This is a genomic window from Prosthecobacter sp. (genome assembly GCF_044227185.1).
In the GTDB taxonomy this organism is placed as follows: domain Bacteria; phylum Verrucomicrobiota; class Verrucomicrobiia; order Verrucomicrobiales; family Verrucomicrobiaceae; genus Prosthecobacter.
Genome location: NZ_JBGAFO010000020.1, coordinates 77,651 through 102,454 on the forward strand (window position 1 = coordinate 77,651; position 24,804 = coordinate 102,454).

The window sequence follows — 24,804 nt, forward strand, 5'->3', positions numbered from 1 at the left end:
TTCGGCGCCTGAGATGCAATAGACCCGGAACTTCGGACCCGGCGCAGCGGTTCCCTACCTGGCGGTGGGCGAGGCGCGGGGTGGGGGACAAGCGGGGAGGGCTTGTGCTAAGGGGGCGCTGGGTGGCCGGAACCGGCTTCCTTCTTTGCCAAGGCTACGAAGGGCGAGAAAGCCGGTACTACACTACTCAGAGGCTGCCGGGAGGCGCAGAGGGGCCCAATCGGGACGGGTTGTGCTACGGGGCTCTAGTTGCGGCGCAACTGGGCTACTTGGGGCTAGGGGCGGGGGCCTTTGACGTCTTCGAGGATGGAGGCGAGGGCGCGTTCGACGAGCTTGAGTTTGAAGGCGTTCTGGGGGGTGGGGCGGGCGCCGGCGAGGAGGCGGGTGGTGACGGCTTTGGCGCCCTGGGGGAGGTCTGCCTCTGCGGCTTCGACGCGCCAGGGGATGTGGGCGATGCCGCCGATGGCGATGCGGCCGCGGCCGTCTGGCTGGATGACGGCGGCGATGGAGACGAGGGCGAATGCGTAGGAGGCGCGGTCGCGGATTTTGAGGTAGACGTGGCGGCCGCCGAGGGGGGGAGGGAGGGTGACGGAGGTGATGAGCTCGCCGGGGAGGAGGGTGGTCTCGAGATGGGGCTCGTTGTCGGGGAGTCGATGGAACTCGCCGATGGGGATGTGGCGGGGGGTGCCGTCTGGCTGGAGGGTGTGGACGGTGGCGTCGAGGAGGCGGAGGGCGACGGCCATGTCGCTGGGGTGGGTGGCGATGCAGGAGTCGCTGACGCCGATGATGGCGTGCTGGCGGCTGTAGCCGTGGAGGGCGCCGCAGCCGGTGCCAGGGGTGCGTTTGTTGCAGGGCTGGTCGGTATCGTAGAAGTAGGGGCAGCGGGTGCGCTGGAGGAGGTTTCCGGCGGTGGTGGCCATGTTGCGGATCTGGGGGCTGGCGCCGGCGACGATGGCGCGGGCGAGGACGGCGTAGTCGCTGCGGACGCGGGGATCTGCGGCGAGATCGGTATTGCGGACGAGGGCGCCGATTTTGAGGCCGCCGTTTTCGGTGTCTTGGATTTGGTCGAGGCCGAGGGTGGGGCTGGTGACATCGATGAGGTGGGCGGGGGTCTCGATCTGGAGCTTCATGAGATCGAGGAGATTGGTGCCGCCGGCGATGAATTTGGTGGTGCCGGGGGGCTGGTGCTGGGGGGCTGCGGCGGCGGATGCGGCGGTGGCGACGGCTTCTGCGGGGGTGGTGGGGCGGTGGTAGGTGAAGGATTTCATAGGACGCCCTCTTTTTCGACTTCGGTGATGGCGTCGGCGATGTTGGAGTAGGCGCCGCAGCGGCAGATGTTTCCACTCATGCGTTCGCGCATTTCGGCGGGGGTGAACTGGGGGAGGGCGGCGAGGTCTTCGGTGGCGTGGCTGGGGACGCCGGCGCGGAGCTCGTGGAGCATGGCGAGGGCGGAGCAGATCTGGCCGGGGGTGCAGTAGCCGCACTGGAAGCCGTCGTGCTTGACGAAGGCGGCCTGGAGGGGGTGCATTTTTTCGGGGGTGCCGAGGCCTTCGATGGTGGTGATGTGGCGGCCCTGCTGCATGATGGCGAGGGCGAGGCAGGAGACGACGCGGCGGCCATCGACGAGGACGGTGCAGGCGCCGCACTGGCCCTGATCGCAGCCTTTTTTGCTGCCGGTGAGGTGGAGGTGCTCGCGGAGGGCATCGAGCAGGGTGGTGCGGGTGTCGAGCTCGAGGTCGGCGGGCTGTTCATTGACGGTGAAGGAGAGCTTCACGGTGGTGCCGGGGCCGGTGTGGGGTTCGGGGCCGAGGTGTGCGGGGGGCGTGGGCTGCTGGGCGTGGGAGCTCTGGCCGGGGAGGAGCTGGGAGCCGAGGATGCCGGCGGTGCAGGCGCTCATGTGGGTGACGAATTCGCGTCGCGTGGGCCCCGGTGAGTCTTCCCGGGGCGGTGTGCGGGGAAGGGGGGCAGGTTTGGGAGCGTGGCTGTCGTCGGGAGTCATGGAGCAGCGCGCCTTGCGGGCGCTCCTCTGATTCGGGGGACGGAGAGGAGGCGGATGGGCGCCGCGGGTCAGGACATGGCCTGAGCGTGGAGTGGGGGAGGCTTATGAGTTGCGGGTGATGATTTAGGATTTGGGGGAGAGGGCGCTGGGGCGTGGGCGGGGGAGAAGGGGCAGAAAAATTGGGGGCAGAAAGATTTTCCGGAAGGCTGAAGACGGGGGTGAGGGGGTATTTATGATTTGGGGGAGAGGGGAAGGCTGAGGGAGACGATGAGACAATGAGATGGGGAGACATTGAGATGGGGGAGACAATGAGATGGGGAGGAGGTGGCCGTTCTTCGCTAAAGCTTCGTAGGGCTGGCTGGAAGGCGGGGGGAATAGGTCGGTAGGGCTGACGGGGACTATGGTTTGAAGGTGGCGAGGTGGGGACGTTCGGCGGCGGCTTGGGGACAAGCGGGCTTACCTTGCGCTGGGTGGGGAGGGTGGCGTGAAGCGCTGAGCGGGTGGGCGCGGAGTGGGAGGGGCTGGCGGAGCGCCGCTCAGAGGACTGAGCGGGCCACTTTACTGCGTGGTGGTGCGGGTCCGTGGGCTGGCACTCACGGCTATTTTTGGGCCGGCCCTCCGGGCTTGCGGAGGGAGGGGGCGGGTGGCGTGAAGCGCTGAGCGGGTGGGCGCGGAGTGGGAGGGGCTGGCGGAGCGCCGCTCAGGGGACTGAGCGGGCCACTTTACTGCGTGTTGGTGCGGGTCCGTGGGCTGGCACTCACGGCTATTTTTGGGCCGGCCCTCCGGGCTTGCGGAGGGAGGGGGAGGGTGGCGTGAAGCGCTGAGCGGGTGGGCGCGGAGTGGGAGGGGCTGGCGGAGCGCCGCTCAGGGGACTGAGCGGGCCACTTTACTGGCGTTTCTCGCGATGCCCCGTGGCGTCTTTTGACGTGGGGTTGGCGATGTTTTAAGGGGCTCCAGTTGCGGCGCGACTGGGCAACTTTTTGCTTCGCTACTTGGTGGTGGCGATGGGGGTGATGCCGAGGTCGCGGGCGTCGGGGATGGAGATGATCTGGATGTCTGGGTCGGCAGAGTCGGAGTCGTCTTCGAGCTGGGTTTTGTATTTGGTTAAGCTGGCGTTGCCGACTTTGACGGCGGCGGTGAAGGTTTTGTAGGAGGCTTTGAATTCGTCGAGCTTGGCTTTTTGGGTGAGGTGGGGGATTTCTTCGACGGCTTTGATGGTGTTGTTTCCGAGGAGGGTGGTCTCGAGGCCGATGCGTTTGGGGTTTTTGCCGCCGCTGAGGTCGAAGGCGAGGAAGCAGTGGCCGGGGATCATGACGAGATAGGAGGTGATGCCGATCTTGCTGAGGACGGAGGCCATGAGGACGGTGCCGTCAACGCAGTTGGCCTGGGTGGCGCGGATGGAGTCGTCGATGAAACGGACGGTCTGGGAGACGACGTATTTGCTGGGGGTGGTGCGGGAGATGTCGCTGTATTTGATGCCGCGGCGCTGGAGGGCGTTCCAGACGGCGAAGACTTGCATCATGACGGCCTTGGGGTCGTCGTCCTGGTAGCCGTCGAAGTCGGAGACGAGGCCGCTTTTGAGGGCTTCCTGGAGGATGAGGTCGATCTCGGGGTGGTTTTCATTCACGTAGGCGGCGAAGAGCCAGGAGAAGTCGTCGAAGTCGGTGCCGTCTTCGTCCCATTTGACGTAGAACATGCAGTCGTTGAGGGAGCGGAGGGTGTAGGTCTCGGTGTCTGGGGGTATGGGGGTGCCATTGATGGTGGCGCTGAAGGTGACATTGACGGGGCGCTGCTGGCGGACTTTGAGGAGGGCGTCGTAGTCCCAGATGGCTTTGGGGAAGATGCGGGCTTCGCCGGCTTTGGTGGTGCGGGTGAGGGTGCCGTGCCAGGTGGAGGGCTTCAGGTAGCCTTCGATGGCGATGGTGACTTCGACGCGGGCGTTTTTGGGGAGGCCGGTGAGATCGACGGCGAGCCAGCCGTTTTCATCGCCGTAGATGGGGATGTCTTTTTTCTTGGGCTTGGGGTCGGTGGTGGTTTTTTTGTCTTCGGCGATCTGGTCGTCGCCGTTCCAGTCGACGGTGGCGGTGGAGATGATGGCGCTGGGGTAGAGGTCCTGCTCGGTGTAGGACCAGGGGTCGAGGGTGATGGAGGTGGCTGCGAGGGCGGCCTTGCTTTTACCTTTGCCCTTATCCTTGTCTTTGCCGGGACCGGTGAGATCGAATGAGAAAGCAGCCGTGGAAGCGAGAACGAGGAGCAGGCAGGCGAATGATTTCATGGACGCGGGGGACTGAAAACTGGGAATTGAAAACTGAAAATTGGAAATTGATTGGCGAAGGGGGGCTCGGGCCGAGGGGGGGCGCAAGGGAGTTGGTTCTGGGGGCCGATTTTAACACAGGGCTGCCCGGGGGGGCTGCGAAAATTTCCTTCCCGGGTAAAGATTTGGCGGGGCAGGGCTTCTGCCGACCGCCTGAGGTCTGGAGCGCGCAGTGGGGGAGCGGAAGAATGCGCCGGGAACTCATGCGTTCACCCGAGCTCCTTGTTGCACTCGCGGCGTCCCCCGCCACGGTGCGCCATGCCCAAGCGGATCGCGATTTTTGGAGGCAGTTTTAATCCCCCAGGGAAGCACCATGCGGCGATCGCGGTGCGGCTGGCGCAGGAGTTTGACGAGGTGCGGGTGATCCCGTGCGGCCCGCGGCCGGACAAGCCGGAGGCGGACAACAGCGTGCCTTCGGTGTACCGGGCGGCGCTGGCGGACCTGGTGTTTGGCGGGCTGGCGGGGGTGACGGTGGATTTGTCTGATTTTGAGCAGGAGACTTTCACGCGGAATCACGAGCTGCAGCGGCGCTGGGAGGGGGACGGGGAGCTGTGGCATGTGGTGGGGGCGGACCTGGTGGTGGGAGGGGCGAAGGGGGAGTCGCTGATCCAGCGGGTGTGGGCGAAGGGAGGGGAGCTGTGGGAGCAGGCGAATTTCGCGGTGCTGAAGCGGCCGGGCTATGTGCTGGAGCCGGGGGATGTGCCGCCGCGCGGGCGGGTGGTGGAGATGGTGGTGGAGGGATCGAGCACGGAGATCCGGGAGCGGCTGAGCCATGGGAAATGTGTGCGGGAGCTGGTGCCGCCGCGGGCGGAGGCGTACCTGGCGCGCTATGGGCTGTACCGTGCGCCGGTGCCGGGGACGTGGGCGCGGGGGACGCTGGAGGGGGTGCGGTTTTTCCTGCAGGCGGATGCGGCGAACCCGAAGGCGCGAGAGCTGACGGCGCTGCTGGACGGGCGGCATGTGGGCGCGGAGGAGGCGGGGTTTATCAATGTGATCGGCGGGGACGGGGCGATGCTGAGGAGCATCCGCGAGCACTGGCGGAAGAGGCTGCCGTTTTTCGGGGTGAATGCGGGGCACCTGGGGTTTTTGCTGAACGGGCCGGAGCAGGTGATGGCGCAGGAGTTTCCACCGAGTGATGTGATCTTCCGGCAGATGCCGATGCTGTTTCTGGAGTTTGAGGATGAGGAGGGGCGGAGGCACCCGGCGCATGGGTTTAATGATTCGTGGCTGGAGCGGGCGACGAGCCAGTCGGCGTGGCTGGAGATCACGGTGAACCATGTGCGGCGGATCCCGAAGCTGGTGTGCGACGGGGCGCTGGTGGCGACGGCGGCGGGATCGACGGCGTATGCGCGGAGCATGGGGGCGCCGCCGCTGCTGGCGGACACGCCGGCGTGGCTGCTGGTGGGCTCGAACGTGCTGCAGCCGAGCCACTGGCGGAGCGCGCTGCTTTCGCCGGACACGACGGTGGAGATCCGGAACATCGACCCGAAGCACCGGCCCGTGCAGGCGTATGTGGACGGGCTGAGCATGGGGCGGGTGGTGGCGCTGCATGCGCGGCTCTCGCGCGCGGCGGCGGCGGAGCTGGTCTTCTGCGCGAGCCACGACATGGCGGAGAAGATCGCGGCGATTCAATTTGGCGCGTCCTTATGATCCCGGCTTTCCAGAAGGATGAGGCGCTGCTGGCGGACATGGCGGGGGCCTCAAGGGATGAGGAGACGCTGCATGTGTGGTGGCTGGGGCAGAGCGGCTTTCTGGTGCAGTGGGCGGGGGAGCGGCTGCTGTTTGACCCGTATCTCTCGGATTCGCTGACGGAGAAGTATGCGGCGACGGACAAGCCGCATGTGCGGATGACGGAGCGGTGCGTGGAGCCGGGGCGGCTGACGGGGATCGCGCGGGTGACGGCGAGCCATGTGCACACGGATCATCTGGATGGTGCGACGCTGGCGCCGCTGGCGAGGGCAAACGCGGGGTGCCGGCTGTACCTGCCGCATCCGATCATTGAGGAGGCGCGGAAGCGGGCGGGGAATGAGGATGTGGTGTATTGTGGTATGAGCGACGGGGAGGTGTACACCGAGGGGCGCTGGGAGGTGCGGGGTGTGATCGCGAAGCACAACGAGGTGGTGCGGGATGAGGCGGGGCGGGCGCACTGCATCGGGTTCATTGTGAAGTGCGGGCCGTTTACGATCTACCACAGCGGGGACACGCTGTGGCATGACGACATCGTGCGCGCGGTGCGGGAGCATGCGTGCGACGTGATGCTGCTGCCGATCAACGGGAACCGGCCGGAGCGGCGGGTGGCGGGGAACCTGAACGGGACGGAGGCGGCGGCGCTGGCGAAGGCGGGCGGCGCGGGGCTGGTGGTGCCGTGCCACTACGAGATGTTTGAATTTAACACGGAGACGCCGGAGGAGTTTGCGGGGGCGTGCGAGAGGCTGGACCAGCCATACCGCGTGATGCGGTGCGGAGAGCGGCTGGAGATAAAGAAGGCGGGGTGAGGGAGGTTTCCAGATCCAGAGGGAGGCGGGAGGCCCCGCTCTGCTGACAGGCCGGAGGCGTGTCCTCCGGGAAGAGGGGAAGCAGAGGGAGGCGGGAGGCCTATTCTCCGCCAGTCACGAGCTGCGGGGTGGTTTCCGGCGACTGCGGTGGCAGGGAGCGGGCCGCCTCTCTCCGGGCGGGGAACTGCTTGTCGTAGTCAACCATGACTCCACGGGGGCTGCAGACGATGCGTGCTCCGGGGGTGAATTGGGCGGAGGCCGCGCTCCAGTCCTTCTTAAAGCCCGGGCATGACAAGCCGCCCATGTCGAGAAGGGTGTGGAAGGTGCAGGAGGCGCTGAAAGGTGTGGTGTGATTGGTTTCCAAAGAACTGACCTTTTCAGGGTGTGCCTGCGTGTAGAGCGGAGAGAGCCACATCAGCATGGGAACTTCCACGACCTGCGGGCTCACGGTGCCGTGCATGAATTTGCCGAAGATTGATTTGGAGGTGTTTTCACCATGGTCTGAGAGATAGCACAGCCAAGAGGAGGCCTGGGATTGTTTCAGCTCGTTGATGAGAGCATCAAGGAGGACATCCGTGGCGCAGATGGTGTTGTCATAGGAGTTCTGCACGATCTGGAGGTCCTCTGGAGATGTCTCCAGTCCGCTGAGCAGGCGCAGCATGGTGTCTCTGACGGCCTTGTTGTCCGCCGGGAAGCGGGCCATGTCGGGAGGGTAGCGCGCAGGGTAGGGGCCATGGCTGCCGATGGTATGAAGCACCACGAGCACCTTGGGCTCATTTCGGTGGAGGATGTCGTGTACAAGCGGCAGCAGATCGGCGTCATGGGCGGCGCGATAAGCCCCTTTTCCAACCGCATCGAATTTTCCGCCCAGAAAGACGGCTTCGTCGGCTTCTGCGGAGAAAAGAGAGGTGAGGGTGTCAAAGGTGCCATGCTTTTTCTGAGCGGAGAGCCAGTAGATGCGAAACCCCGCCTTCTTGTAGGCTGAGATGATGCTGGCCTGGCGTGTGGCTTCGAGCACCCGGCCGGGCGGTGTGGCGGTGAGAATGGCCGGGACAGCCATGAGAGTCATGGTGGCCGTGCAGGAGACGTCGCTGAAGCGCAGAAGGCCGGGGGTTTTCTCCAGGAGAGGAGTCGTGGGGCGTTCGTAGCCATAGAGTCCGAAGCAGCTCTTGGTGGCGCTTTCTCCGATGACGAGCATGTGAACCTGACGGTGAGATTCGTTCAGAAAGGCCGGCTCCTGGGTGATGGGCAGGTGGTCTGCGAGGTTTTTGCGATCCTGAACCCGGGAGCGCAGGTCGAAGGCCTCATGAGCACAGCACAGAGTGGAGTATGGAAACGTGTTCATGAGGCTCATCTCGATCTGCGCGATGCAGTGTGAGCGCCCCCCCTGGAGAAAGTCACCGGCAGGTGTCACAAGCAGTGAGGCGAGAATCAGACACCGGCCCACAGGCCCAAGGCGCAGGTCCGCAGGCACACGTTTGCGCAGAACCCAGACGTACAAGGCGGCCAGAAGCAGGGTGCCTGCCGCGGCATAGATGATGTACGCCTGAAAGACAGACAGCTCAGCCTGGTTGGATTCGATCAACGCCAGCAGCAAAAAGGTGCTGGGCAGACTGAGAAGGGCGTACAGGGAGATGAGGCAGGCCGGTACCAGCAGGACAAATGGAGATGCCAGCCAGAGCATGAGACGAACGCGCAGCCCAAAGACGCAGGGCAGGAGGGGCAAAGCGAGACCAACGAACCATAACTTCAGAACAGGCCAGCTAAAAGCGGGCACCAAAGCGGCGATCAGGTTGGGAAGATTGATCAAATTGACCGCTAAAAACACCGCGAACCACGCACGCCGGTCTGCAAGTGAGGGGTGGCTCAGTCCGCTTTTATTATCAATATCCATATATTTTATAATATTCACATAAAGTTAATGTTATCAAATGAATGTTGGCGGTAGGGAGCAGCCGAACTCCAAGCGGATGGATTGTGGAACCGGGATTAACGACGGAGGCCAGTGGCGAAAGGGGCGCTGTTTTTTGGCAAAGGAATTTCTTGGCAAAGGAATGGCCGGAGATTTGAGGCGTAGTTAGTCAGAAGGTCTGCGAGTGGGGACGAGGAGGCGCTTTTGCGCGCATGCAAGTGCTGGGGCGCGCCAAAGTCCTCGCAGTCGGGCGGTTTGGCAGAGGGGGCGGTGAATTATGAAGCACTTTCGACGCCAAACACGAACGACGGTAATGGTATAGTTTGAAAATTGGCCCGGTTGCACATGCTTGAGCGGTCTGGTATGCTGGGGAATGGCCAAAAATCCAAAACGCCCCCGCGATCCGAGCCAGCTAGCCGCCTTCATCGTCCAGATGAGCACGGGGGAATTGCCACCTGAGGTAAGACCGGAGAAGAATGCGGCGGCGGTTGAGCTGGGTCGCCTAGGGGGCCTCAAGGGAGGCAAGGCGAGAGCGGAGAGCATGACGCCTGAGAAACGCAAAGAGGTTGCCCAAAGGGCGGCGGCTAAACGGTGGTCCAAGAAAAAAGGTTAAGGCCCCCAAGTTCCGCTTGCAAGGGTTGAGGGAATCGGCATGATACGTTCCATCAGAAGGACGATAGCGCAGCGATGATGGCTTAGCCTAGCACTAGCGCGCTTTAGAAATCCCCTGTGTCAGCCCAAGTTTAGAAGGCAAAGGAACTGACACAGGGGCCGAAGGCACCTTTCAATGCTCGTGTGGTGAAACCGGTAAACACAGGCGTCTTTAAAACGCCCTCTTCGCGGATTGTGGGTTCGAGTCCCACCACGGGCACATTTTCACTGTTAATTTTCAAATTGCAACGTTTATGTCTAACACCATTGAAGTCCTCTCTGCGGACAGCATGAAGAATCAGTATTGGGGGCAATATAAAACGCTCGCCACCCTGCTAAATGAAACCCTTGGCGTTCTTCGCGCCCTGAAGGCGGAAGGGGTTCCAGCAGATGTCCCCACTGGCCCCATCGCCGTAACCGAACCGGTCAAACCAATGGTGTCCAACTCTACCGCCGCTGACCTTCTGTCTCGCTATCGGGCCAAACCAACGCAGTTCAAAACCAAAACGCTGAGTGATCTTGTGCGTGATGCCGCTTCAACAATCCGCACCCGGATAACCGCCCCTGGAATTGTCTCTTACATTCGTGGTGTGGACCCATCTCGCGAAATTAATATGAGCAGTCTGAGCGCCTTAATCTCCCAAATCTCCCGGGAAGAGGACTGGAAGCTTGTGGAAAAGGGAATGGGTGGACAGCCAAACGTTTATGCCTTGGCGGAAGTTGACCCCTTAAGCTAAGCCATTCAAAGTGTACCTTATGCTTGACCGTTAAAGCAGTATATTGCAATGTTCAGCCATGAACAAGCTGAGCACCGAAGAACGCCGCCGAGTGGTTGCATGCCTAGTTGAAGGAAACTCCCTTTGCGCCACAACCCGCATGACGGGCGTTCATCGCACCACGGTCATGAAGCTGCTGAATGACCTCGGCGCGGCATGCCAAGCCTTTCAGGACGTGACTCTGCGCAAGCTGAACGCCAAAGTGGTTCAATGCGATGAAATCTGGAGCTTCGTGGGCTGCAAAGAAAAGAACGCCACCGTAGCAAAGGAGATCGAAGGGCAGGGTGATTGCTGGACTTGGGTAGGTATGGACGCCGAGAGCAAGCTGGTTTGCGCTTGGCTGGTCGGTTCCCGCGATGCTGACTCCGCTGCCGAGTTCATGAATGACCTTGCCTCACGCCTTGCTCATCGCGTCCAGCTTACCACGGACGGACACCGCGCCTACTTGACTGCCGTAGAGGACGCCTTTGGACGTGAAATTGATTATGCCATGTTGGTGAAGCAATACGGCAACGCCCCGAATACGCCAGCGGGCCGTTACAGCCCCGCTGAATGCACGGGCATCAAAAAAGTGTCCATCACTGGTGCGCCTGACAAGTCCCTCGTCTCCACGTCCTACATTGAACGCCAGAACCTCACCATGCGGATGAGCATGCGCCGCTTTACCCGCCTCACGAATGCGTTTTCCAAAAAGATCGAGAACCACATGGCGGCAATCAGCCTGCACTACATGCACTACAACTTCGCCCGCATCCATCAGAGCCTTCGCGTGACTCCTTCCATGGCCGCTGGCCTGTCAGATCACGTCTGGAGTCTAGAGGGAATTATCGCTCTCTTGGGCGACAAATGAAACTATACCACTACCCAAACGACCTACGGCCCCAGGTGTCGCACGTCTGGAGAAACCCAGGGCTTCAGCGGGCGATGGCCTGGCCGGAGGCGGTCCAGGCGTTGAAGCCGCCTTTGAGGAGGAGGAGGTTTTTGAAGCCGAGCTTGTGCATTTCAATGGCAATGAGCTGGGCGCGGCCGCCGATGGCGCAGTGGACGATGCAGGGCTTGGATTTGTCGAGCTTGGCGAGGGCATCGAGGGTCTGCTGGCCGTGGAAGTAGTCGTGGTGGAGGGAATTGAGGATGTAGCCTCGGGTGTGGCGCTCGTCCTCGGTGCGGACGTCGATGATGACGGTGTCCGGGTGGTCAACGAGCTGGCGGGTGACTTGCTCGGGGGAGATCTCGTGCACTTCCGGGGGGACGACCGTGGCGGGCGGCAGGATGGGGCTGCCGGGGGGCTCCGCTGTGAGGGCCGAGGTGGCGAGCAGCGCGAGGGTGAGGAGCGCGGGCATGAGGTGGGAGGTCATGTGAGGCGGAAATGTGGCGTCACTGAGGCGAGTTGGCGAGCGGAAGTCGTGGGGCTCGGGTGTCGCAAGGGAGGGAGGGGGCGAGGCGCTGGGGGCGGGAGGATTGATGAGCGGAAGGCTCGGTGAGATGGGCGCGGGGATTGAGACGAGAGGATTTATGACAGGGGGCGGAGGCGGAGCTGGCGGAGGGAGTAGAAGGGAGAAGAGGACTGCGGGATGCGTTTGGCGCCGTGTTTGCGGCGGGGGCCGAAGTGATCGCGCTGGGTGGTGAAGATGTCTTCGACGAAGGCCTTGCTGCCGAGGACGAGGCCATCGGTGAAGTAGCGGACGCGCAGGCGGATCAGCTCGGCGGGAGTGAGTGTGCCTTTGGCGGCGAGGACGGCGCGGGCGGAGGCGGGGGTGATGCCGGGGCGGAGGACGTTTTCGTTTTGGGCATCGCGCACTTCGCGGCCTTCATCGTGGAGCAGGCAGCGGTAGGCTTCCGCGGCGCCGGCGCTCTTCCAACCGTCCACGGGTTTGCCGAGGGCTTTGCAGAGACCGCGCTGGGCTCTGCGGCTGCCGCTCAAGGCCTCCGCGTAGCCGCACCAGCGGTAGTCCTTGGGGTCTTTGACGAGGCCGGCGCGGACGGGGTTGAGATCGATGTAGGCGGCCATGGTGCGCAGGGGCTCGCCTTTGCCTTCGACGAGGACGCTTTTGAAGCGGTCCATCCAGAGGGTGCCGCGGCGGGAGTGGCGTTTGTTGTACCAGCGGCTGAAGCGTTCTTTGATTTCTTTGACGAAGAGGGAGAGATCGCAGAAGCGTTTTTTGATGGCTTCGATGCGCTGGGTGGCGAGGATGGTCAGGCCGCGGGAGCGGAGATCGGAGAGTTCGTCGCGGAGGAGGCCGAGGTAGGCGCGGCTGTAGAGGGTGGAGAGGTGATCGAAGAGTTTTGTTTCGCCGTGAGGGCCGTCGAAGCGCTGGAGCCAGGTCTGGCGATGGGGGACCTCGGCGAGAAGGTGGAAGTGATTGCCCATGATGCAGTAGGTCACGACTTTGATGCCGGAGAATTCAGCCATGCGCCAGATGACGCGGCGGAGGGCTTCTTTTTCGACGTCGTCGAAATGCACCTCGCCGCCGCAGGTGCGGGACATGACGTGGTAGCAGTAGGATTCGAGGGGACCTTTGCCGAGGATGCGATGCCTGCCGCCGGACCAGGAACGCGCGGCGGGGTAGAGGCCGGTTTTGGCGTTGACGCCGACGAGCTGCTCTTCGAGCGGGGGATGCTGGGGATGAGAGGGTTGGGCGGGATTCATGGGGTGGATTGTGGAGGGGAACGGGGGAACAGCAACAACTAAATGCCTGGCATTGTTTAAGGGAGCTGCGGCGGGGCTGGTGCGAAGGGAGGGGGCGGGTTTGAGGGATGTGTGGCGGTCAGTCAGGGTGGGTGGGGGTGGTGGCGATTATTGGCTTTGGGTTGGCGGGGGGCGGGGGTGGGATGGGGGTGGGGGAAGTGGGGGACGAGGAGGTGGTGGTGTTGGTGGACGAGGAGGAGGTGGTGGGGGTGGAGGTGTTGGTGGACGAGGGGGAGGTGGTGTTGGTGGACGAGGGGGAGGTGGTGGGGGTGGACGAGGAGGAGGTGGAGGTGGAGGTGGAGGTGGAGGTGGCGGGGGCGAGGAGGAGGTGGTGGAGGTGGTGGAGGTGGTGGAGGTGGTGGAGGTGGTGGAGGTGGTGGTGGGCGAGGGGGGGAATTTTTGGTCGTAGTTGGTTAGGATGCCGCGGGGGTCGCAGACGAGGCGGGGGCCGGGGGCGAAGTGGGGGGAGGCGGGGCTCCATTGGGGATTGAAGCCGGGGCAGGTGAGGCCGGCCATGTCGAGGAGGGTGTGGAAGGTGCAGGAGGCGCTGAAGGGGGTGTTGAGGTGGGTTTTCAGGGCGGCGACTTTGGCGGGGTGGGTCTGCTCATACTGAGGGGAAACCCACATGAGCATGGGGATCTCGACGACCTGACGGCTGATCATGCCGTGCATGAATTTGCCGAGGAGGGCTTTGGAGGTGTTTTCGCCGTGGTCGGAGACGTAGCAGAGCCAGGAGGAGGCTTTGAGCTGGCGGAGGTCGTTGATGAGGTTGGCGAGGAGGAAGTCGGTGGCGCAGATGGTGTTGTCATAGGAGTTCTGGGCGAGGGCGTAGTCCTGGGGATCGGTGACGGTGCCGGAGGCGATGCGGAGGAGGGCGTCCATGACGGCCTGCTTTTCGGCGGGGAAGCGGGTCATCTTGGCGGGGTAGCGGGAGGGGTAGGGGCCGTGGCTGCCGATGGTGTGGAGGACGAAGAGGACCTTGGGCTCCTGGCGCTGAAGGACGCCGCGGACGAGGGGGAGGAGACTGATGTCTGTGGCGCCTTCGTAGGCGCCGACGCCGTCGACGTCGAACTTGCCGCCTTTGAAGACGGATTCGTCGGCGTCCGCGGAGAAGATGGAGGTGAGGGTGTCAAAGGTGCCGTGCTTTCTCTGGGCGGAGAGCCAGTAGATGCGGAAGCCGGCTTTCTTATAGGCGGTGAGGAGGCTGGCCTGGCGGGTGGCTTCGAGGACTTTGCCGGGAGGGGCGGCGGTGATGAGGGAGGGGACGGCGAGGAGGGTGATGGTGGCGGTGCTGGTGACGTCGCGGAAGGGGAGGAGGCCGGGGGTGCGATCGAGGAGGGGGGTGGTCTCGCGCTCGTAACCGTAGAGGCTGAAGCAGCTTTTGGTGGCGCTTTCGCCGATGACGAGCATGTGGACCTGGCGCTGCTGATCCTCGCGGAATTCCGGGGCCTGGGTGATGGCGAGGTTTTGGAGGATTTCCTGGCGGTTCTGGACGCGGGCGCGGAGATCGAAGGCTTCGAAGGCCCCGTAAAAGGTGGAGCAGGGGAAGGTGGAGAGGCAGCGCTGCTGGATGCCAGCGAGGCTGACGGTGCGGCCCTGGGAGAGGAGGTCTGAGAGCGGGGGGAGCAGGAGAGTGGCGAAGACGAGGGTGCGGGCGGCGGGGCCGAGACGGAAGGAGGCGGGGACGCGGTTTTTGACGAACCAGGTGTAGAGGGCGAGGAGGAGGAGGGTGCCGAGGGCGCTGCAAATGACCTGGGCCTGAAGGGCGGCGAGCTCGGCCTGATTGGTCTCCAGCAGGGCGAGGAAGAGGAAGGTGGTGGGGAGGTTTTGAATGGAGACGAGGCAGGCGAGGCAGCCGGGGACGAGGAGGAGCAGGGGAAGCGCGAGCCAGAGCATGAGGCGGACGCGGAGGCCGAGGGCACAGGCGAGGAGGGTGAGGGCGATGCTGAAGAGCCAGAGCTTGACGGAGACCCAGGCAAGGGTGGGGATGAAGCAGGCGATGAGATTGGGGAGATTGATCAAATTGACCGCGAGGAAGATGGAGATCCAGATGCGGTAGTCTCGGGCGGCTTCCGGGAGGAGGCGGTTTTTGAAGAGGTGTTTAAAATTCATATTATTTAATAAATACCATAATATGAAGGTGGGCAAATTGGATTTGGTGGAGGGTGCTGGTTGCTGGATGCTGGATGCTGGATGCTAGATGCTAGATGCTGGATGCTAGATGCTAGATGCTGGATGCTGGATGCTAGATGCTGGATGCTGGATGCTAGATGCTAGATGCTGGATGCTGGATGCTGGATGCTGGATGCTGGATGCTGGATGCTGGATGCTGGATGTCGTTTCGGGGGAGCTGGGGGGAGATGGCGGGCGGTGGGGTCTATGATGAGGGTGTGAAGGGTGGCGCTGCGGGGGAATAAAGGTGCGGCGTAAGAGGGGAAGAGGGGCTGAAGAGATCTTTTTGAACCGAAAAAAAGAGCCGCAGGAAAGGTGGAGAAGATGGTTTTTACGAAGATAAAATGCTGAAATTGTAAAATTTATGAAAAAAGTCATTGAATATATTTTCAGAACAAACTACAATTTCCATAATTCGAGGTTGAACGGTTTCCACAAGCTGATCAACCCGAAGCAAACACCAACAGCCAAACACACAACACACTATGAAAAACATCAAGCTCAACACCTCCCGCAAAGCTGGCTTCAGCCTTGTGGAAATGCTCGTCGTCATCGCCATCATCGGCATCATCGCCGCGATCGCGATTCCGAACATCGGCAACCTGAACGACAGCGCCCGTGACGCCGCCGCCAAGCGCAACGCGCAGACGGTCTCCTCCGTGCTCAACGCCGCGATCGCCGCTGGCGTGGACACCACCGGCTGGACGACCTCCACGCTGCTGGCCAAGGCTCAGACGGGTGTGACGCCTACCACGGGCGCCTTCTCCGGCAAGCTGTTCACCTCCGGCCCGATCAACGACACGGAAGAATCCAAGGTGGCCAGCTACCTGACCTGGGACGACGGCAACAAGCAGGTGAAGTACGATCCGGGCACCTACTAATACTGGTGCTGACGCGCCCGGCGCTGGGGATTGAACTCAGTTTCGGACGATTCACGTCCGCCGGGGAGGTGACTCCCCGGCGGTTTTTTTTCGAGAGGAAACAAGGCGCTGGTTATGAAGATGACAATTCGCAAGCAGGGAAGGTCAGGATTCAGCTTTGTTGAGGCGATTTTTACGATCGCCATCATCGGGATCATGTCGTCCATCGTGGTGGCGGCGATCTCGAATGCGTCGCGTGATGCACACCGGGTGCTGGCGCGGCAGCAGCAGGCGTCAGTGCAGAGTGCGTTGACGGCCTGGGTGATGGCGCAGATGAGGGTGGGAAGCACGGCGCAGTTCCGAAGCCTGGAAAGCGTGCGCACGACCTACAATGCGCTGCCGACGAGCCTGTCCCGCTTCAACCTGCTGATACCCAACGCCTCCTCTCCGGACCCGAGCCTGCGGGCGGGGTTTCTAGACCAGACGACGGCGGACCACTTTGCGGACTACACGACGAATGCGAACCAACTTCAAACCGCGGCGCTGGATAATGCGCAGCAGTACCTGACGCTGCCTGACTGGCAGACCGGAGATTTTCCCCATGTGGACCTGGTCAATGAATGACGCGGGTCCGCCCTTTTTTTTCCCAGCCCCTTCCTACTGAACTGAACTGAGCTTTCCGATGCACACAGGGTCCCACCAGGCATTTCTTTTTCTGCGCCGCGGCTTTTCGCTGGTGGAGATGATGGCGTGTGTGTCGATCATCGGGATCATCGCCTTCATGGCGATCCCGTCTGTGACGCGGATGCGCGGTGACAGCGAGAGGAACCTGGCGATCGCACGGGCGGAGTCGCTCAACCTGGCGCAGGCGAGCTTCATCCAGGTGCGGGGGCGCACGCAGGCGGCGCTGGACTGGGCGGCGGCGTCTTCTTCAGATTCAAAATACGCGCTGTTGCGGCCCTACCTGAGCTTCGCGGAGACGTCGCTGAGCGCGTACGTGCCGTCCGGCTACACGGTGACTTTTCCGCCATCCATCACATCCATGACGAAGGTCGGGCTGACGAGCCCGACGGGAGTCATCTACTACTGACTGCTGACACGCCAATCCGGCAATGACCACCGCAATCCATCGAGGAAGACTCACCGCCTTTCTGCCCCCAGGCAGGGAGGGCGGCTTTTCCATGTCTGAGATGGTGATGGTGATCTGCATCCTGGGGGTGCTGGCGGGGATCGTGGTGCAGTCGTTCGGGCAGTTTATGAGCGGGTCGAAGGATGCGGCGGCGGCGGCGCGGCAGGAGATGCTGAACCAGGGGCTGTACCGGTTTGCGCAGCAGAACTATGAGATGATCTTCACGCCGATGGACGGGTCCACGGCGGATGAGCTGGTGGTGCTGAGGACGCTGCAATACCGGGATCCCAACATCAACCGTGCGCAGCCGGGGTCTCCGTTTGTGGACCCGAGGTACAATCCGATTTCATCCAGCGACGTGGGCGAGTACCGCCTGCGCTGGAAGGGGAAACTGTATGAACTGCTCAAACCGGGGCAGAGCGGCACGGGGATGCTGATGAATTTCGAAGGCTCGGACTTCACGACGGCATTTGTTTTCCCGCCGAACTTCCAAATGGCGGGACGCTGATCCTGCAAAGCAAAACCATGGCCGCCACCCTCCAGATCCCAACGAACCCGCCAGCGCCAAAATCCTTTGGTGCTGCGAGTAATCCGCCAAACACGATAGTTGAGGCGAGGCAGACGGCGATCCTGGCGATTCAGTCGATCGAGGGTCTGGCGCTGCAGCATGGGATGCTGCCGGTGACGCTGCTGCGGGAGAGCTGCTCTCCGGATGCGGAGCGGCTGATCCGGAAGCTGGGGCGGGTGCCGTATGTGGCGGACCCGTGGCTGCCGGTGACGACGATCGGGCCGCTGCTGGTGATGGCGCACCACAACCCGCGTGCGGGAGACCTGTGGGGCGTGCCGCACTTTCTGACGATCCGGGTGCTGATCACGCAGGAGCAGTACCAGAACACGCGGAAGGACCTGGTGCAGAGGTTTGGGCAGATGCCGATCTCGCAGTCAAACGCGATGGAGCAACTGCAGCCGCAGGTGTTTGCGGACGTGGGGCTGGACGGGACCTTTCAGTGGCTGCTGGAGCACTACCCGTACGAGCCGGCGGAGATCACGAAGCTGAAGGGGTTTTACGAGGCGCAGAAGGGCAAGGCGGAGACGCTGACGATCACGCATTTCAACGTGGTGCAGCGGAACATGGGCATAGCGCTGCAGCACCTGGTGAGCGGATGCCGGACGCTGGTGTACAGCGCGACGGAGGCGCCGCGGCAGACGTTTTTCCCGATCCCGCTGCTGGAGCGGCACAATGTGTACCCGCTGTACATCGGCAAGCAGGTGGTGTTTCTGCTGAGCGAGAGCAGCGACTGCTATGCGTTTGAAGACGAGTGGCTGTCGATGGGGAACCCCTCGGTGAAGATCGTGCCGGTGCTGGCGGACCTGGCGAGCATCCGAGACGCGATCAACCGCGCGGGGGCGACGTTTGACCCGAGCGCGGTGGCCTCCGTGGAGGGAGCCACGCTTTCGGTGGCGGACGATGCGAGCGTTGTCGAAATCTCGCCGGAGGACATGGCGCGGGTGAATCCGCAGAATCCGAACCATGAGCCGGAGCAGCTGGTGCAGTGGGCGCTGTTTACGGCGATCCGCTGCCGTGCCTCTGACTTGCACCTGGAGAAGTTTTACAGCTTCACGCGGTTCCGCGCGCGCATGGACGGGACGATGAAGACGATCATGACGGCGCCGGAGAGCCAGCTGAACCGTTACGTGGCGCTGCTGAAGAACTACGCGGGGATGAGCCAGAACAGGCAGGAGTGCCAGGACGGGCGCATGGCGCTTTCGATCGGGCGGCGGCGGGTGGATGTTCGTGTGGCGGCGGTGCCGACGCGGCGTGAGTTCCAGAAGGTGATCATGCGTTTCCTGGACAAGCAGGACGGGGTGAAGCGGCTTTCAGACTTCAATCTTTCGCAGCGGCAGATCGACATCCTCACACGCACGATGCAGCGTGACCAGGGCCTGGTGCTGGTGACGGGGCCGACGGGCTCCGGTAAAACGACGACGCTGTATGCGCTGCTGAACAGCGTGAACGACGAGAGCGTGAACATCCAGACGATTGAGGACCCGATCGAATACGAGATCGAGGGGATCAACCAGACGCAGACGAACAACGCGCGGGGGCTGGACTTTGCGAACGGACTGCGCGCCCTGCTGCGCGCTGACCCGGACATCATCCTGATCGGTGAGTCGCGTGATGCGGAGACGGCGGGCGCGGCGGTGAACGCCTCGCTGACGGGCCACCTGGTGCTGACGACGCTGCACGCGAATGACTCGCTGCGCGCGGTGTCGCGACTGCTGTCGATGGGGGTGGAGAAATACCTGCTGGCGGACTCTCTGGCGCTGAGCCAGGCGCAGCGGCTGGCGCGGAGGCTGTGCACGTACTGCAAGCAGCCGATGCAGGCGCCGCAGGATGTGCAGGAGCTGCTGGCGAAGCAGGCGGTGATCACGCAGCCGATCACGACGCCGATCTACACCGCGAGGGGATGCGACGAGTGCCACGGGACGGGCTATGCGGGCCGGGTGGCGCTGATGGAGCTGTGCGAGGTGAACCACGAACTGCGGGACCTGGTGGAGGAAGGAGCGCCGCTGAGCGCGATGCGCGCGGCGGCATTTAAGAACGGCTTCCGCTCCCTCTACCAGGAAGGCCTGCAGCAGGTCATCGGCGGGCACACATCGCTCGATGAAATCAAATGTCTCAGCTACACCGCCATGTGAGGCGGGGAAAATTTTCAAACTACCAACACTTCCAACACCATGTCTCTTACAACGCAGCTTCTGCCCCGTGATTTTGCCGCGCGAGCGATCGCGCGAGTGCTGATCATTGATGACGAACCCCACGTGCTGGCGGTGGGGAAGGCCGTGCTGGAGGCGCATGGATTTGAGGCGGTGGCGTGCCGCAGCGGGGAGGAGGCGCTGGAGCTGGTGAGAAAGGGCATGGAGGAGGGGCAGCGCTTTACGGCGGCGATCCTGGACCTGACGATGCCGGGAGGGGCCTCGGGCTTTGAGGTGCTGGAGTGGCTGAGGGCCTGCGACCCGCGGCTGCCGGTGATCGCGTGCAGCGGCTACTTCCAGGAAGATGTGAAGGACCTGTGCCAGGCGATCGGCTTTGTGGATGTGCTGCACAAGCCCTTCAACCTGGAGAGCCTGTGCCTGGCGGTGAGACGGGCGATGGTGCAGGAGAGCGACGCTGCAGAGCCGGGGTACTCGGCCCTTAAACCCGGCATGGCATCATGAAGTTTCACTTCCAGATCGCCAACCGCTTCACGCTGCTGGGAATGTTTGCCGTGCTGGTGGGCGCGGGTGCGACGGCGGCCGGCTTCATGTGGCAGGAGTTCATCACGCTGCGGTTTGTGCAGAGCTCGTACCTGGGCGCGGTGGCGCTGGCGGGGCAGATGGAGCTGAACCGGCAGGCGCTGAGCGAAGGGGAGCTGACGGGAGTGGCGCCGCTGAACTGGGAGAATGAAACGCGGATGCGGATGAGGCTGCAGACGGTGGACATCCCGCCGGCGCTGCAGAACCTGGGGCTGCAGGTGGAGGTGGTGGCGCCGCGGCAGACGACGGGAGGCGGAGCGCCGCCGATGGCGAAGTCGCCGCCGATCGCGATCATCCCTGTGTGCCAGAACTGCGTGGTGGAGGAGCCGTCTCCGGCGCACATGGACAACCTGATCTACCGGGTGATGGCGGGGAGCACGCTGGTGATGGATGACACGAGCGACAGCCGGAACCTGGAGATCAACGGAGATGACCACTGGCTGATCAGCGCGGCGCCGCTGTACTCGCGCAGCGGGCATGTGGCGGGGGCGTTCATCGCGCGGCAGCCGCTGGTGCAACTGCGGCATCTTTTCAACTCGCAGAGGCTGACGGTGCCGATCCTGGGCGCGTGCGCGGGGCTGGCGCTGGCGGTACTAAGCTTTTATGTCATCGGGCGGCGGATCACGAAGAAGACGCATGCGCTGATCAACGCCTTCCGGGCGATGAGGTCCGGAAACCTGAATGTGCGGGTGCCGGCGAGCGGGAGCGATGACCTGGACCTGGTGCAGGAGGAGTTTAACACGATGATCTCCCACGTGCAGGAGGAGGACCAGAGGAAGCACACGCTGCTGGTGGAGTATGAGGCGGCGAAGCGGCAGGCGGAGACGGCGACCGCGGCGAAGGGGAGCTTTCTGGCGAACATGAGCCATGAGATCCGTACGCCGATGAACGGGATCATCGGCACGACGAGCCTGCTGATCGAGATGGGGCTGGACCCGGAGCAGGAAGAGCTGATCCGCATGATCCGGAGCAGCGGTGAATCACTGCTGCATGTGATCAATGACATCCTGGACTTTTCCAAGCTGGAGTCCGCGAAGATGGACATGGAGAAGCTGCCGGTGGACATCGAGAAACTGCTGGGAGAGACGACGGATGTGTTTTCGCACAAGGCGGCGGAGAAGAACATCGAGCTGAATGTGCACATCGACACGGCGCTGCCGCGGAAGATTCTGGGAGACTTCCAGCGGATCAAACAGATCCTGGTGAACCTGGTGGGGAATGCGATCAAGTTTACGGAGAAGGGGGAGATCCTCATGCTGGTGCGGCAGGTCTCGCGGCAGACGCCGCAGGGTGACAAGACGCTGCTGCATTTCTCGGTGAGGGACACGGGGATCGGGATTCCGCCGGAAAAGATCGGGCAGTTGTTTCAGGCCTTCAACCAGGCGGACACCTCGACGACGCGGAAGTACGGCGGCACAGGCCTGGGGCTGGCGATCTGCAAGAAGCTGGTGAAGATGATGGAAGGAGAGATCAGCGTGGTGAGCGAGGAGGGGAAGGGATCTGACTTTTTCTTTGAACTGCCGCTGGTGGTGGCGCCGGATGACGAAAGCCGTGACGAAGAGCTGGCGTGGATGGATGTGGTGAAGGGGCGGCCGGTGGCGGTGTACAGCGCGCACCCGACGACGCTGCAGGTGCTGAACCAGCCGCTGATGCAGTGGGGGATGACCGTGCGGCTGCTGCGCGACCGGTCTCTGACGGAGCTGGATGCGGTGATCGAGGAAGCGGGGCTGTTCATCCTGGATGTGTCCGGGCTGCGGCATGAGGAGGCGGTGGTGATGCTGAACGCGGCGGCGATGCGCGGGACGGCGATCATCACGATCATGTCGATCACGAGCGCGAAGCTGGACCGTGAGAAGTTCAGCCCGCCGCCGGGGAGCCGGCACACGCGGCTTTCCAAGCCGATCAAACGGCGCGAGCTGCTGCGGGCGATGGCGGAGCTGTACCGCATGCCGCGACGGGTGATTTTGAGCCCCATCGTGACGCCGGCGGCGCCAGCGCCTGCGGGACGGCCCGCGACGACGCCTGTGGCGGCGGTGCCGGGGCCGGTGCTGCGGCCGATCACCACGCCGGTGCAACAGCAGCAGCAGCCTGCGTATTTCCAAGGAATGCAACCGCAGCCGCAGCCGCAACCGATGGCGCAGCCGCAAATGCAATCGCCACTGCAACCGCAGGCGATGACGCCGGCGCAGCCTTTGGCGCAGGCCCAGCCGCAATCGCAACCGCAACCGCAACCGCAGGTGATGGTGGTGAACGTGCAGCCGCCGGCCCAGGGGCAGGGGCAGGCGATGATACAGCCGATGGCGACGATGCAGGCGATGGTACCACCGATGGTATCGACCTTCGAATCTCCCTCCGTGCTGGAGACGCCGGCACCGCCGCCGATGTCTGACTCAGGGGCTGCGCGCGCCGCGGCGGGGGGGCATGACATTCACGTGTCTCATGCGACGAACCGGGCGATCGCGAAGGCGGCGAAGGCCGAGGCGGACAACTTTGCGAGCCAGAATCCGGCGCACATTTTGCTGGTGGAGGACCAGCCGCTGAACCAGAAGATCGCGACGATGCTGCTGCAACGGCTGGGGTATGTGCGGATGGACATTGCCAACAACGGCGAGGAGGCGGTGAGCATGGTGGCGCAGGGTGGCTATGACATTGTCTTCATGGACCTGCAGATGCCGGTGATGGGCGGAGTGGAGGCGACGCGGCGCATCCGGGGGAATTTCCAACTGAAGCACCAGCCGGCGATCATTGCCATGACGGGCCATGCCCTCACGGGAGTGAAGGAGGAGTGCCGGGAGTGCGGGATGAATGCGTTTTTGACGAAGCCGGTCTCGCTGGATGACTTCCGGCGCGTGATCCCGCCGGCGCTTTCGGTGGAGGCGTCGCAGGTGCCGATGAGTTTTTGAGGGGCGGCGGATGGGGGATCGGAGGGCTGGGGAGCAGAAGGAGGAGAGAACGAGGCGTTTGAGGCTCGGGGCGCGATGGGGTGGGGGCGTTAAATAATGCCAGGCATTTAGTCGCATGAGCGGCGGGTTGTGAGAGGGGGATGCCGGTCAGGCTGCTGAAATTCAGAGTGTTAGGTGGGGGTGCGGAGTTGTTGGAGGGTGGGGGAGGCAGTTTTATTTTGGCGCGTGCGCGCGTTTTGGGGCGGGGCGGCGGTGGGTTTTTGGGGAGGGAACTGGGGTGGTGATAACTAGGCGATCGTGGGGGACTCTGGGGGTGGGAGTGAAAGTATAATGCCATTCTTGCCAGGCATTTTTTAGCTGGGTGAGGGTGGCGGGAGCTGCTTGTACATAATGCCAGGCATTATTTGAGGTTGGAGTGGTTTGTGGAGGATATTGGAAGGTGTATTTGGCGCTTGAGATGTTGATTTTCATTCGATTATGGTGGTGATGCTTTTTTGGTGGGGGAATGGGGAGATGGGGGACGGAGTGGCGCGTGGGACTAGGGTAGGAGGGGGAGGGGGTGGGGGAGGGGTGGCGTGGGGGGAGGAGTGTGTGGGGGATGGGGGAGGGAGGGGATGGGGGATGAAGCGGGGCTTGAAGGGTGGGGGCATCTCTCTGAGTATGAGGGGACATGAATGCGATGCGCTGCTTGATTCTCGCGGGAGCATGCCTGTTTGCGGGGTGTGCTGAAACGCGGACGAAAATGGATGACATCTGGCGGGTGGTGGATCCGCCGGGGCATTCGCGTTCGCATCGCGAGCATTATTATCCGAATGAGCGGACGACGGGGCTGCGGCTGCCGCAGGGGGACTGAACGCTGAAAATGCGGAATGAGTGCGAGAGGGACAGATCTTGTGGCGAGGCTCTGCCGGATGGGGCTGGTGCCTGGGCTTGTGCTGGGGCTGGCGGCGTGCGGGCATGGGAGGCGGCCGACGGCGGCGGCTGTGGCGGTGGTGCCGCAACCGACTGGGCCGGCGGCGCAGCGGGTGGTGATCAGCGTGGCGGAGCAGATGATGGTGACGTTTGAGGGGGGGAAGCCGAGGCGGATGTTCCGGGTGAGCACTTCGAGGTTTGGCACGGGGGGAAAGCGGGGGACGTACCTGACGCCGCTGGGGCGGCTGGAGGTGGTGGAAATCGTGGGACAGGGGCTGCCGGTGGGGGCGCGACTGAAGGCGCGGCAGCATACGGGGGAGATCGTGCCGGTGAATGCGCCGGGGCGGGACCCGATCGTGACGCGTGTGGTGCGGCTGCGCGGGCTGGAGCGGCACAATGCGTGGACGCTGGAGCGGGCGATCTACATTCACGGTACGCCGGAGGAGTGGAAGCTGAAGACGCCGGCGTCGTATGGGTGCATCCGCATGGGGTCGGCGGACATCATCGCGCTGTGCCAGTGGCTGAAGGCGGGGACGCGGGTGGATGTGGTGGCGGGGAAGCTGCCGGCGCCGGATAAGCTGCCGGAGTGAGGGGGGGCTGGATGCTGGATGCTGGATGCTGGATGCTGGATGCTGGATGCTGGATGCTGGATGCTGGATGCTGGATTTGGCGGGGAGGGAGGATTGCAGAAGTCAAAG

At 63.2% G+C, this 24,804-nt stretch carries 21 protein-coding genes; 12 read left to right on the top strand and 9 right to left on the bottom strand.

The genetic code is table 11. From position 1 onward, the window contains the following. Window positions 1-275: 275 nt before the first annotated feature. The 3 genes from ACILSQ_RS30200 to ACILSQ_RS30210 all read right to left on the bottom strand — a co-directional run bounded on the left by ACILSQ_RS30200 (window position 276) and on the right by ACILSQ_RS30210 (window position 4,274). Window positions 276-1,268, bottom strand: coding sequence for an FAD binding domain-containing protein (locus ACILSQ_RS30200; RefSeq protein WP_395747431.1), 993 nt, complete (start codon window positions 1,266-1,268; stop codon window positions 276-278). Continuing rightward, on the bottom strand, window positions 1,265-1,897 hold the full coding sequence (gene paoA / locus ACILSQ_RS30205) for an aldehyde dehydrogenase iron-sulfur subunit PaoA (protein ID WP_395747432.1): 633 nt from the start codon (window positions 1,895-1,897) through the stop codon (window positions 1,265-1,267). The genes ACILSQ_RS30200 and paoA overlap by 4 nt, the downstream gene beginning before the upstream one ends. A gap of 1,090 nt (window positions 1,898-2,987) precedes the next feature. After that, on the bottom strand, window positions 2,988-4,274 hold the full coding sequence (locus ACILSQ_RS30210) for a hypothetical protein (RefSeq protein WP_395747433.1): 1,287 nt from the start codon (window positions 4,272-4,274) through the stop codon (window positions 2,988-2,990). Window positions 4,275-4,571: 297 nt separating this feature from the next. Here ACILSQ_RS30210 and ACILSQ_RS30215 point away from each other — a divergent pair, with 297 nt between their 5' ends. After that, window positions 4,572-5,963, top strand: coding sequence for an NAD(+)/NADH kinase (locus ACILSQ_RS30215; protein ID WP_395747434.1), 1,392 nt, complete (start codon window positions 4,572-4,574; stop codon window positions 5,961-5,963). After that, on the top strand, window positions 5,960-6,808 hold the full coding sequence (locus ACILSQ_RS30220; RefSeq protein ID WP_395747435.1) for an MBL fold metallo-hydrolase: 849 nt from the start codon (window positions 5,960-5,962) through the stop codon (window positions 6,806-6,808). Before ACILSQ_RS30215 ends, ACILSQ_RS30220 begins: the two co-directional genes overlap by 4 nt. A gap of 100 nt (window positions 6,809-6,908) precedes the next feature. On the opposite strand, the gene ACILSQ_RS30225 is transcribed toward ACILSQ_RS30220, so the two are convergent. Beyond that, window positions 6,909-8,534, bottom strand: a complete 1,626-nt coding sequence (locus ACILSQ_RS30225; RefSeq protein WP_395747436.1) for a phosphoethanolamine transferase — start codon at window positions 8,532-8,534, stop codon at window positions 6,909-6,911. 1,091 nt (window positions 8,535-9,625) lie between these two features. Between ACILSQ_RS30225 and ACILSQ_RS30230 the strand changes: the two genes are divergently transcribed. Both ACILSQ_RS30230 and ACILSQ_RS30235 read left to right on the top strand, forming a co-directional pair. After that, window positions 9,626-10,108 (top strand): hypothetical protein, encoded by a 483-nt coding sequence (locus ACILSQ_RS30230; protein WP_395747437.1) that lies wholly within the window; start codon window positions 9,626-9,628, stop codon window positions 10,106-10,108. Between the two features lie 58 nt (window positions 10,109-10,166). Beyond that, window positions 10,167-10,997, top strand: coding sequence for an IS1 family transposase (locus ACILSQ_RS30235; protein WP_395747438.1), 831 nt, complete (start codon window positions 10,167-10,169; stop codon window positions 10,995-10,997). 64 nt (window positions 10,998-11,061) lie between these two features. Here the strand turns inward: ACILSQ_RS30235 and ACILSQ_RS30240 are convergent, their stop codons facing one another. From ACILSQ_RS30240 to ACILSQ_RS30250, 3 genes are all read right to left on the bottom strand, one after another. Then, complete coding sequence (locus ACILSQ_RS30240) at window positions 11,062-11,502, bottom strand: rhodanese-like domain-containing protein (protein WP_395747439.1); 441 nt, start codon at window positions 11,500-11,502, stop codon at window positions 11,062-11,064. Between the two features lie 155 nt (window positions 11,503-11,657). Next, window positions 11,658-12,794, bottom strand: a complete 1,137-nt coding sequence (locus ACILSQ_RS30245) for a transposase (protein WP_395747440.1) — start codon at window positions 12,792-12,794, stop codon at window positions 11,658-11,660. A gap of 147 nt (window positions 12,795-12,941) precedes the next feature. After that, window positions 12,942-14,945: a phosphoethanolamine transferase gene (locus ACILSQ_RS30250; RefSeq protein WP_395747441.1), complete on the bottom strand. Its 2,004-nt coding sequence runs from the start codon at window positions 14,943-14,945 to the stop codon at window positions 12,942-12,944. Between the two features lie 545 nt (window positions 14,946-15,490). Between ACILSQ_RS30250 and ACILSQ_RS30255 the strand changes: the two genes are divergently transcribed. Further along, window positions 15,491-15,886, top strand: a complete 396-nt coding sequence (locus ACILSQ_RS30255; protein WP_395747442.1) for a prepilin-type N-terminal cleavage/methylation domain-containing protein — start codon at window positions 15,491-15,493, stop codon at window positions 15,884-15,886. On the opposite strand, the gene ACILSQ_RS30260 is transcribed toward ACILSQ_RS30255, so the two are convergent. After that, complete coding sequence (locus ACILSQ_RS30260; protein ID WP_395747443.1) at window positions 15,883-16,092, bottom strand: hypothetical protein; 210 nt, start codon at window positions 16,090-16,092, stop codon at window positions 15,883-15,885. The genes ACILSQ_RS30255 and ACILSQ_RS30260 overlap by 4 nt on opposite strands. Between ACILSQ_RS30260 and ACILSQ_RS30265 the strand changes: the two genes are divergently transcribed. The 6 genes from ACILSQ_RS30265 to ACILSQ_RS30290 are packed head-to-tail and all read left to right on the top strand — an operon-like array spanning window position 16,082 to window position 23,194. After that, complete coding sequence (locus ACILSQ_RS30265) at window positions 16,082-16,489, top strand: hypothetical protein (protein WP_395747444.1); 408 nt, start codon at window positions 16,082-16,084, stop codon at window positions 16,487-16,489. The two genes, ACILSQ_RS30260 and ACILSQ_RS30265, sit on opposite strands and share 11 nt — an antisense overlap. Before the next feature lie 58 nt (window positions 16,490-16,547). Then, window positions 16,548-16,955, top strand: coding sequence for a type IV pilin protein (locus tag ACILSQ_RS30270; RefSeq protein ID WP_395747445.1), 408 nt, complete (start codon window positions 16,548-16,550; stop codon window positions 16,953-16,955). Window positions 16,956-16,977: 22 nt separating this feature from the next. Then, window positions 16,978-17,502, top strand: coding sequence for a type II secretion system protein (locus ACILSQ_RS30275; RefSeq protein ID WP_395747446.1), 525 nt, complete (start codon window positions 16,978-16,980; stop codon window positions 17,500-17,502). A gap of 17 nt (window positions 17,503-17,519) precedes the next feature. After that, window positions 17,520-19,694, top strand: coding sequence for a GspE/PulE family protein (locus tag ACILSQ_RS30280; protein ID WP_395747447.1), 2,175 nt, complete (start codon window positions 17,520-17,522; stop codon window positions 19,692-19,694). A 39-nt stretch (window positions 19,695-19,733) separates the two neighbouring features. Continuing rightward, window positions 19,734-20,213 (top strand): response regulator, encoded by a 480-nt coding sequence (locus ACILSQ_RS30285; RefSeq protein ID WP_395747448.1) that lies wholly within the window; start codon window positions 19,734-19,736, stop codon window positions 20,211-20,213. After that, window positions 20,210-23,194, top strand: a complete 2,985-nt coding sequence (locus tag ACILSQ_RS30290) for an ATP-binding protein (RefSeq protein ID WP_395747449.1) — start codon at window positions 20,210-20,212, stop codon at window positions 23,192-23,194. The genes ACILSQ_RS30285 and ACILSQ_RS30290 overlap by 4 nt, the downstream gene beginning before the upstream one ends. A gap of 213 nt (window positions 23,195-23,407) precedes the next feature. Here the strand turns inward: ACILSQ_RS30290 and ACILSQ_RS30295 are convergent, their stop codons facing one another. After that, the gene (locus tag ACILSQ_RS30295; RefSeq protein ID WP_395747450.1) at window positions 23,408-23,665 is read right to left on the bottom strand and encodes a hypothetical protein; all 258 of its coding nucleotides are present in this window, start codon (window positions 23,663-23,665) and stop codon (window positions 23,408-23,410) included. A 440-nt stretch (window positions 23,666-24,105) separates the two neighbouring features. Here ACILSQ_RS30295 and ACILSQ_RS30300 point away from each other — a divergent pair, with 440 nt between their 5' ends. Next, the gene (locus tag ACILSQ_RS30300; RefSeq protein ID WP_395747451.1) at window positions 24,106-24,696 is read left to right on the top strand and encodes a L,D-transpeptidase; all 591 of its coding nucleotides are present in this window, start codon (window positions 24,106-24,108) and stop codon (window positions 24,694-24,696) included. Window positions 24,697-24,804: the final 108 nt, after the last annotated feature.

Excerpts from the sequence above, each read along its gene's own strand:
- ACILSQ_RS30275 (WP_395747446.1), top strand. The coding sequence starts at position 16,978 with ATGACCACCGCAATCCATCGAGGAAGACTCACCGCCTTTCTGCCCCCA.
- ACILSQ_RS30290 (WP_395747449.1), top strand. The coding sequence starts at position 20,210 with ATGAAGTTTCACTTCCAGATCGCCAACCGCTTCACGCTGCTGGGAATG.
- ACILSQ_RS30265 (WP_395747444.1), top strand. The coding sequence starts at position 16,082 with ATGTCGTCCATCGTGGTGGCGGCGATCTCGAATGCGTCGCGTGATGCA.
- paoA (WP_395747432.1), bottom strand. The coding sequence starts at position 1,897 with ATGAGCGCCTGCACCGCCGGCATCCTCGGCTCCCAGCTCCTCCCCGGC.
- ACILSQ_RS30240 (WP_395747439.1), bottom strand. The coding sequence starts at position 11,502 with ATGACCTCCCACCTCATGCCCGCGCTCCTCACCCTCGCGCTGCTCGCC.
- ACILSQ_RS30250 (WP_395747441.1), bottom strand. The coding sequence starts at position 14,945 with ATGAATTTTAAACACCTCTTCAAAAACCGCCTCCTCCCGGAAGCCGCC.
- ACILSQ_RS30255 (WP_395747442.1), top strand. The coding sequence starts at position 15,491 with ATGAAAAACATCAAGCTCAACACCTCCCGCAAAGCTGGCTTCAGCCTT.
- ACILSQ_RS30245 (WP_395747440.1), bottom strand. The coding sequence starts at position 12,794 with ATGAATCCCGCCCAACCCTCTCATCCCCAGCATCCCCCGCTCGAAGAG.
- ACILSQ_RS30215 (WP_395747434.1), top strand. The coding sequence starts at position 4,572 with ATGCCCAAGCGGATCGCGATTTTTGGAGGCAGTTTTAATCCCCCAGGG.
- ACILSQ_RS30270 (WP_395747445.1), top strand. The coding sequence starts at position 16,548 with ATGCACACAGGGTCCCACCAGGCATTTCTTTTTCTGCGCCGCGGCTTT.
- ACILSQ_RS30300 (WP_395747451.1), top strand. The coding sequence starts at position 24,106 with ATGGGGCTGGTGCCTGGGCTTGTGCTGGGGCTGGCGGCGTGCGGGCAT.
- ACILSQ_RS30295 (WP_395747450.1), bottom strand. The coding sequence starts at position 23,665 with ATGAAAATCAACATCTCAAGCGCCAAATACACCTTCCAATATCCTCCA.
- ACILSQ_RS30285 (WP_395747448.1), top strand. The coding sequence starts at position 19,734 with ATGTCTCTTACAACGCAGCTTCTGCCCCGTGATTTTGCCGCGCGAGCG.
- ACILSQ_RS30260 (WP_395747443.1), bottom strand. The coding sequence starts at position 16,092 with ATGGACGACATGATCCCGATGATGGCGATCGTAAAAATCGCCTCAACA.
- ACILSQ_RS30235 (WP_395747438.1), top strand. The coding sequence starts at position 10,167 with ATGAACAAGCTGAGCACCGAAGAACGCCGCCGAGTGGTTGCATGCCTA.
- ACILSQ_RS30210 (WP_395747433.1), bottom strand. The coding sequence starts at position 4,274 with ATGAAATCATTCGCCTGCCTGCTCCTCGTTCTCGCTTCCACGGCTGCT.
- ACILSQ_RS30280 (WP_395747447.1), top strand. The coding sequence starts at position 17,520 with ATGGCCGCCACCCTCCAGATCCCAACGAACCCGCCAGCGCCAAAATCC.
- ACILSQ_RS30200 (WP_395747431.1), bottom strand. The coding sequence starts at position 1,268 with ATGAAATCCTTCACCTACCACCGCCCCACCACCCCCGCAGAAGCCGTC.
- ACILSQ_RS30230 (WP_395747437.1), top strand. The coding sequence starts at position 9,626 with ATGTCTAACACCATTGAAGTCCTCTCTGCGGACAGCATGAAGAATCAG.
- ACILSQ_RS30220 (WP_395747435.1), top strand. The coding sequence starts at position 5,960 with ATGATCCCGGCTTTCCAGAAGGATGAGGCGCTGCTGGCGGACATGGCG.